The sequence below is a fragment of the Dyadobacter diqingensis genome (genome assembly GCF_024220585.1).
Lineage (GTDB): Bacteria > Bacteroidota > Bacteroidia > Cytophagales > Spirosomataceae > Dyadobacter > Dyadobacter diqingensis.
This window is the reverse complement of sequence record NZ_JAMXKF010000021.1, coordinates 1-6,474: the sequence shown is the minus strand read 5'-3', so window position 1 is coordinate 6,474 and position 6,474 is coordinate 1. Positions and strand designations below refer to the sequence as shown.

12 protein-coding genes and 1 tRNA gene are annotated in these 6,474 nt (G+C 41.2%); 3 read left to right on the top strand and 10 right to left on the bottom strand.

The features are described 5' to 3' along the window. The 10 genes from M1L62_RS29235 to M1L62_RS29190 form a co-directional block, all read right to left on the bottom strand. On the bottom strand, nt 1-571 hold a 571-nt coding region (locus tag M1L62_RS29235; RefSeq protein WP_254563188.1), incomplete at its 3' end, for a DUF7666 domain-containing protein. A 49-nt stretch (nt 572-620) separates the two neighbouring features. After that, the gene (locus tag M1L62_RS29230) at nt 621-1,103 is read right to left on the bottom strand and encodes a hypothetical protein (protein WP_254563187.1); all 483 of its coding nucleotides are present in this window, start codon (nt 1,101-1,103) and stop codon (nt 621-623) included. Further along, nucleotides 1,103-1,981: a hypothetical protein gene (locus tag M1L62_RS29225; protein WP_254563186.1), complete on the bottom strand. Its 879-nt coding sequence runs from the start codon at nt 1,979-1,981 to the stop codon at nt 1,103-1,105. Before M1L62_RS29225 ends, M1L62_RS29230 begins: the two co-directional genes overlap by 1 nt. Before the next feature lies 1 nt (nt 1,982). Then, entirely contained in the window at nt 1,983-2,930 is a 948-nt protein-coding gene (locus M1L62_RS29220) for a DUF4373 domain-containing protein (RefSeq protein WP_254563185.1), read from the bottom strand. A gap of 18 nt (nt 2,931-2,948) precedes the next feature. After that, the gene (locus M1L62_RS29215) at nt 2,949-3,245 is read right to left on the bottom strand and encodes a helix-turn-helix domain-containing protein (protein ID WP_254563184.1); all 297 of its coding nucleotides are present in this window, start codon (nt 3,243-3,245) and stop codon (nt 2,949-2,951) included. Nucleotides 3,246-3,249: 4 nt separating this feature from the next. After that, nucleotides 3,250-3,426, bottom strand: a complete 177-nt coding sequence (locus tag M1L62_RS29210) for a hypothetical protein (RefSeq protein ID WP_254563183.1) — start codon at nt 3,424-3,426, stop codon at nt 3,250-3,252. Further along, nucleotides 3,423-3,674, bottom strand: coding sequence for a hypothetical protein (locus M1L62_RS29205; protein WP_254563182.1), 252 nt, complete (start codon nt 3,672-3,674; stop codon nt 3,423-3,425). Before M1L62_RS29205 ends, M1L62_RS29210 begins: the two co-directional genes overlap by 4 nt. A 140-nt stretch (nt 3,675-3,814) precedes the next feature. Beyond that, nucleotides 3,815-3,948, bottom strand: a tRNA-OTHER gene (locus M1L62_RS29200). Between the two features lie 30 nt (nt 3,949-3,978). Next, nucleotides 3,979-4,203, bottom strand: a complete 225-nt coding sequence (locus M1L62_RS29195) for an Acb2/Tad1 domain-containing protein (protein ID WP_254563181.1) — start codon at nt 4,201-4,203, stop codon at nt 3,979-3,981. A gap of 90 nt (nt 4,204-4,293) precedes the next feature. Further along, nucleotides 4,294-4,629, bottom strand: coding sequence for a hypothetical protein (locus tag M1L62_RS29190; RefSeq protein ID WP_254563180.1), 336 nt, complete (start codon nt 4,627-4,629; stop codon nt 4,294-4,296). 83 nt (nt 4,630-4,712) lie between these two features. Here M1L62_RS29190 and M1L62_RS29185 point away from each other — a divergent pair, with 83 nt between their 5' ends. The 3 genes from M1L62_RS29185 to M1L62_RS29175 are packed head-to-tail and all read left to right on the top strand — an operon-like array spanning nt 4,713 to nt 6,270. Beyond that, on the top strand, nt 4,713-5,483 hold the full coding sequence (locus tag M1L62_RS29185; protein WP_254563179.1) for a hypothetical protein: 771 nt from the start codon (nt 4,713-4,715) through the stop codon (nt 5,481-5,483). 32 nt (nt 5,484-5,515) lie between these two features. Further along, nucleotides 5,516-5,947 carry a hypothetical protein gene (locus tag M1L62_RS29180; RefSeq protein WP_254563178.1) on the top strand — a complete coding sequence of 144 codons (432 nt, stop codon included), beginning with the start codon at nt 5,516-5,518 and terminating at the stop codon, nt 5,945-5,947. Nucleotides 5,948-6,003: 56 nt separating this feature from the next. After that, nucleotides 6,004-6,270 (top strand): hypothetical protein, encoded by a 267-nt coding sequence (locus M1L62_RS29175; protein ID WP_254563177.1) that lies wholly within the window; start codon nt 6,004-6,006, stop codon nt 6,268-6,270. The last annotated feature ends 204 nt before the right edge of the window (nt 6,271-6,474 follow it).

Below are 6,474 nucleotides of genomic sequence, written 5' to 3'. Positions count from 1 at the left end.
GGTAGCCTGTGTTCGTTGCAGCAGATTGGTAGCCTGTGTTCGTTGCAGCAGATTGGTAGCCTGTGTTCGTTGCAGCAGATCGGCAGCCTGTGTTCGTTGCAGCAGATCGGCAGCCTGTGTTCGTTGCAGCAGATCGGTCGCCTGTGTTCGTTGCAGCAGATTGGTTGCCTGTGTTCGTTGCAGCAGATTGGTCGCCTGTGTTCGATTCTTTGGCGTTGTTCCAGTCAACCTTATTAAGGATAAACTTTACTGAAAGATCAAGCAGGTTTTTAAGTGAAATTTCTGTTTTGATGAAAAGTTTAGAGGCGGCAACTTTACTGTCCGATTCCTCTGCCTGGGTTTCTCCGCTGCCTACCACTTCGCAAAATCTGCTATCAGCCGGTGGGTAGCATCCAAAAACATCTAACGGGTTTTCACAAAAATGCAGGCCTGCCTGATTCACTCCATCCGGGCATACTTTAAGGGTTTTACCTGCTTCGATTTCGAATGCGCTGCCGACAGCGTACTGCATGTCACGGCATTTAAGATCTTTGTCAAATCCTTTGAATCCGGTAATTTTTTTATTATCCATTGTATGTAGTTTTTTAAGATGTGACTTAGAAATAGCGGAGCATAAGCCTTTAAGGATTGCCCCCGTTGTAATTATTATCGTGGAGTACTAAAAAAATTGCGTCCCTGGCATCGTCGTTAATTCCTTTTGTAATGCCCGTTCTTTTCGTGATATACTGCCGGCCTAATACCGACCAACTCCCTTTAAGGCTTTTAAATGGCCCTTTGGCAAGTGGCGTAACAAGTTCAACAGTATACCCGGCCTTGATGAGTATTTTGTGAATCATCTTACCGGCTGCGTGATTCTCTCCGACGTTCTTGGCTTTCCTCTGCGCGGACAAATAAGATCCGCCCCTCAGGTTTGCCTTTTTAATTTTCCAACCAGCCTCCAATTTTACGAGCGTAGTTTCCGGGTCACACATGGTTGCCAACACTTCGACAATATCCTCATTTGGGGTAGCCTTGGCATACAACCACTTTTTTAACTCCATATCCCATACCGCCAAACCAGACTTATGAAGATCTCCATCTAACCCTACTATCGTTTTAATCATTACTGGTTTTCTAATTGTGCCTTTGCGTAGTTAACTTTCTCCAATACCGCCTCCATGTAGTCAAATTGATCGTCGCGGTCCATTTTGTAAAACTCTTCCAATCTTTCAGAAATGACGGTCTGGCGAACTTTTGAATCAATGTTTTCATCAAATGCTCCGGATTCCATTTCTTTGATCCTGGCAATTACTTTTTTCTTTTCCTGAATGTTCCCACTCAGATCTTTGATGAGCTTGTCGTTTGTAATGGCGACTGCCCGATTCCATTCCTCATCCGTCAATACAAGGAATCCGATTTTGGTAAGGAAATTGAAAACAGAATTACCGGCATCCACGTAAACACGCTCTTTCAGATAAACCTGTATCACCCATGTAAAGAAATTCCAGGAGAGCGTAACTTTATCCGATTCAGTAGGCTCATAGGTTGGCGTGGGCAATCCTCTCTCTATTTCCCGATACAATCCTTTAACCGGCAATCTTACATCCTCTTCGTAGGATCTAACCCACTGCACAAAGTGTGAAGGCGTGAAGTATACAAAACCTCCTTTTGCTACATACCGACCTTCTAATCCGTATTCCAGCGCTCTCATGATCTCCCCGGCCGTCAGGTTTTGAAACTTTAATATTTGCAGGTTGATCCCAATATTAACCTCCTCCTGTTCTTCCGGGTCATTCGCCTTTTGCCCGAGCATAAGAGCTGCTTTCTTGACAATCGCATCAACCAGGCCCTTCATCTGATCCCCGTTAAGATCTTTAACCAGTGGGTTAACTTGCGAGGGAATGGAAAGAGCAATGATCGATTCCTCTGATTTTTTTAGCTTTGATTTGATTTGCTCAGGTACTGTAATTGCGTAAACATCCCTGACTGTTAAGTTGCTCATGTCAGTAGTCAATATCCGAGGCAGTCAAATAGCCTCCTTTTGATTTAATCTTTTCCGATGCAGCAGCAATTGAATGCGCCTGCTGCCTCAACTTTCCACCCTTTACCGGTTCCGTTTCCTGTTTATCCCGCTTCGCTTTCCAGATTGGCAACCAGTTCAGGTAATGCTGCGCAATGTCCTGATAAGATTTCGGCAGATGTCCGATTGCTTTCTTTTCGAGAATGAATTCATGAAGCGAAACAAAAAACTGATCTGGGGTAACTTTTCGTGTCATGCAGGCCGTTTCCAAAAGCTGTTGATTTTTTTGCATTTGCTCAAAATACTCATCCAGCGTAAGGGGGGCGGCGCGCAACTCGGGGGGATCAATTTTTAAATCTCTTGCAAGCTTAGCCCGCTCCCTTGTACCAAAATCAGGAACGACATTCGGAGACGACGATGAAGAAAAATCTTCTTTTTCATTTTCTTCATTTTGTTTGATTTCATTTACTTTACTTTCTTCTCCTTTACTTTGTTCATAAATGTTAGCATTAATGTTACTTGTAGGTGGGTTAATGTCAACATTAACCTCATTATTGATAACATAAATTAAAGACAGGGTAGATTTTCGTCTTTTCGTGGCTTCAAAATACCGGCTCTGTATCCCTTTACTCGTTAGAACCTTAGCCGAATCAAAGAGGGACTTATCAAAAAATCCCCATAGGACCAAGCGGTTTACAATTTGTTCGAGTAATTCCGGGGTGATACCGGGCAGTCTTTTTAAGAGTTTCATTTGAAACAAATTATTCCATACAACGAAGTATCCATTCTTGTACACCGCGCATAACAGTTTAACTGTCGCCATTTCCCCCTTTAAACCGAATTCACCACTAATAGCTTCTAATTTCTCGTCTTCAAAAAAATCAACATCAAAAGGAAAGTAATCAAGTCCAGTCTTATTGGGTGCTGCCATCTTTCCATTGTTTGCTTTTTACGCGCTTCTTAAAAAACGTGGTTTTTTCTCAACTCGTCCCTGTTCAATGTATTCGTTCAGGTCGGATTTTTTCAGGTAAATCATCGTACTTCGTTTGTGGTACGGGATAACCCGTTTGTTGATGTAACTTCTAAGCGTAGACACTTTTATTCCCAGATAATCGGCAGCGGGTTCGAGTCTCATAAACTCGTCTTTATCCAGGTAGTGTTCATTTAGATTTCTTTTTTCCATCCGGTCAAGTCTATCTAAAATCATTTGATTTTGAGCGGATAGTTCTTCAAATGGATTTCCCATAGAATTATTCTTTTTCAGTTTTGGCAAGAGCCAGGATAACAACTGCTGATATCCCGATTACAATTACCAGATTCCAGTTAACCTGGTTTAACAAATAGTCGATGATCGCTCCGAAGCACGCGCCGGCCATGATGACAGCGCTGAACATTAAAGCTCCGGCGAGATTGATTAGGTGGCTCATACTGGCTGCTCATTTGGTAGGGTAAGTTTTTCCATATCCGTTACTACCTCTTCAAGGAGATCAACTCCCACACGTTGCGACCTGGTTACAGACCCAGCGGCCCGGTTTAACTTGTCTACTCCTTTTACGGAATCATACTCGGGGGCTGCCTCGACAAGTATTTTTCTCCAATTAGGCCCCAGCGCCTCCCTTGCTGTTAGAAAACGATCAATAAGGCGCTCCTTGATCGTCTGCGGTTTTTGATCCATAAGAATGAAAGATTTAAATAATTAACATGTCCGGCGGTACGGCCCGCCGGAGCCTCATGCGTCGGTTTGGGTTGATCAGTCCCTCATCCCGTTTAATTGTGCACTGATTCATCGTAATTGGCCCTCTGCCTGTGATGATGTTACCGGAACAGGATTCGAACCTGTAAGGATAATCGTGTATGCCCATTCCATTCTTACCCGAAACTTCGATTGTCTGATTTCTATACAGACAGACACCATACTACGCTGCGTTTACCAATTCCGCCACCCGGTACCCTTTATTATTATTGATGAAGTGAAGTGCTTAATCTTTCCAGGTCAATGCCTTAACTGCCCACATTTGGGCGGATTGCGTTTCTGTGATCGCGACGGATGCAAGTCGCTTTACTTCTCCATTCGTGGTTGATGCGCGCAACTCATTCAATTGGTCGATAGCATCAGCATAAATTTGTTTTGCTTTTCCTACTGCATCATCGCCCGAAGGATTAAAAGATAACCCAACTGCTTTTTGTCCAAAACTTTGCTCCATGATTTTTAATTTATAGTTGATTGTTGAAATGCTATTGAAAAGATCGGCATCAATCAGCGATCAATGCCGATACACGTAAACCCTCCCCTATTACTGAAAGAAACTTATCAACCTACTCTTTAAATGCTGCATCAAGCTTACCGGCTCGCTGCTCTTTGCGACTCTCTCCTCTTCCAGGCACTCCCAGCGACCCCAACGGAATGTATACAAACCCGGAACGTCACCATCAACCTGATAAACTACCTTATTGACCGGTCCGCGAGTCGCCCTTAACCTCTCCACCTCAGTCACGTATTCAAAAACAATAGCACTATACTCAAAACATCTACCAGATTCCGAAATTCGAGTACCCATCAGTGAATTATTCCCTTTGGCATGTGTAGCCTCCGTTAATTCATTAATTCTTCCGTTTATCTGCGTTTTCATCGTATTTTGCATATCGTTTTTAGTACAATGCAAATATGTAAGAAAATAATCTTATATACAATAAAATAGATGAAAATATTCTTATGGTAGCTGATAGATTGCGTCAATACATTGAATTTAAGGGGCTTAGTGTATATTCTATCGAAAATAACTTAGAAGTGTCTCGTGGAAGTGTGTCGAAAATAATTGCAAAAGGAGGAAGTTTTGGGTCTTCTGTGTTAGAAAAATTTCTTACAATATATACAGATTTGAACGCTGCTTGGTTGTTAACAGGGGAAGGTAGTATGATCAATAAAGCGAAGCTTGAATCCAACGCTGTGGAAATTCCGTTTCCGGAAGAGCATGAAATGGAAATTATTAAACGCGAGGATGGTACAGAATTTCGATACCTAGGTGATGAGCATTATTTGATGGTTACACCACTAGTTTCTGATTATGCCTATGGGGGTTATGTTTCTGGTTGGTCTGACGCAACATATGTTGACGATTTACCTCGTCATGCAATTGTAGTGGAGAAGCTTCACTTTGGAGTTTATAGGTCTTTTGAGGTTAAGGGGGATAGTATGGATGACGATTCTCGGGAAGCAATAAGCGAAGGTTATATCGTTACTGGACGAAGGATAGATCAGAAGCACTGGAAAAACAAATTACACATTCACAAATACAAAGATTATGTAATTCATGAATATGATGGCCTTATCATTAAGCGCATAGTAGCTCATGATGTAGATAATGGAGTTATTACATATGAATCGCTGAATCCAAATAAGGAGTTATACCCGCGGACTGAAATTAGCCTAAGTAAGGTGAGAGAATTATATAATATTGTTGCAGTTACAAAAAAGTTTGAATAATTGCTATATTGTAATAAATATCAACCTGATCAATGAAAATAATTTTATTGGCACTTTTGCTTATTGTGCCTTTTTCGCAATCCACTTCTTTTGGTCAAGATATACCAAAGAATGTGACCACAATTACCCTCACTGTCGAGGAGTCTGATCCAGAGAAGACATACAAAGCACTCGCAGCATACTTAATTGAGCAGGGTTACATAATTGAGAGGTCAGATAAGGACTTGCTATATATTAACACAGAGAAGAGAACTCTAAACAATATCTGGGAAGTTAGGATTTTTGCTACAATTAAGGAAAATAAAATAAGGTTTACTGGAAAACAGTTTTTCCCTGGATTCGACAGGACGGAGTCTGAGATAAGGAATTATGGCATGAAAGGGTCGATGGCTAAAATGTGCTTTAATGAACTTAATCGGATTGCAAAATCATTTTCTAATAGCGAGATCGAGTACTCGCTATGAACTTAGGATTTCGAAAACGAAAAAAAGTGCCGGCGTCATTTTTTCTAACCTTAAAAATGAAAGGAAAGAATGTAACTATTGGCACTCCCGAATCTGGTTTGTTTGATAGTGTTATTCCTGAAAATGATAGCCAGGTTCGAGATAAAATTGCATATGCGGAATATTATTGTAGCAAGCACAGGGAGCAGACTGAGTCGTATAAGAAGTTGTTTCTAAACGACTTTATTACCCATGAGGATTATGGATTAAAAATGACCGAACTGAATTGCGATGCAGAGTATTTAGAGATGCGGTCTTTCCTGGAAAAAGTCAGTAAAATTTAAGTAGTTTATTTGCCTGATTCCCCATCGGGTATTTATGTTTTTTAAGTCCTTACATAGTTCTTTATTATTTCTTGAATATAACAATCATTGTTAGTTTCATTGTTAGTTAAAGAAAAAGGACTTAGAAATTTCTCTCTAAGTCCTTGATTTTCAATGTGGGCCCACCTGGAATCGAACCAGGCACCTACTGATTATGAGTCAGTT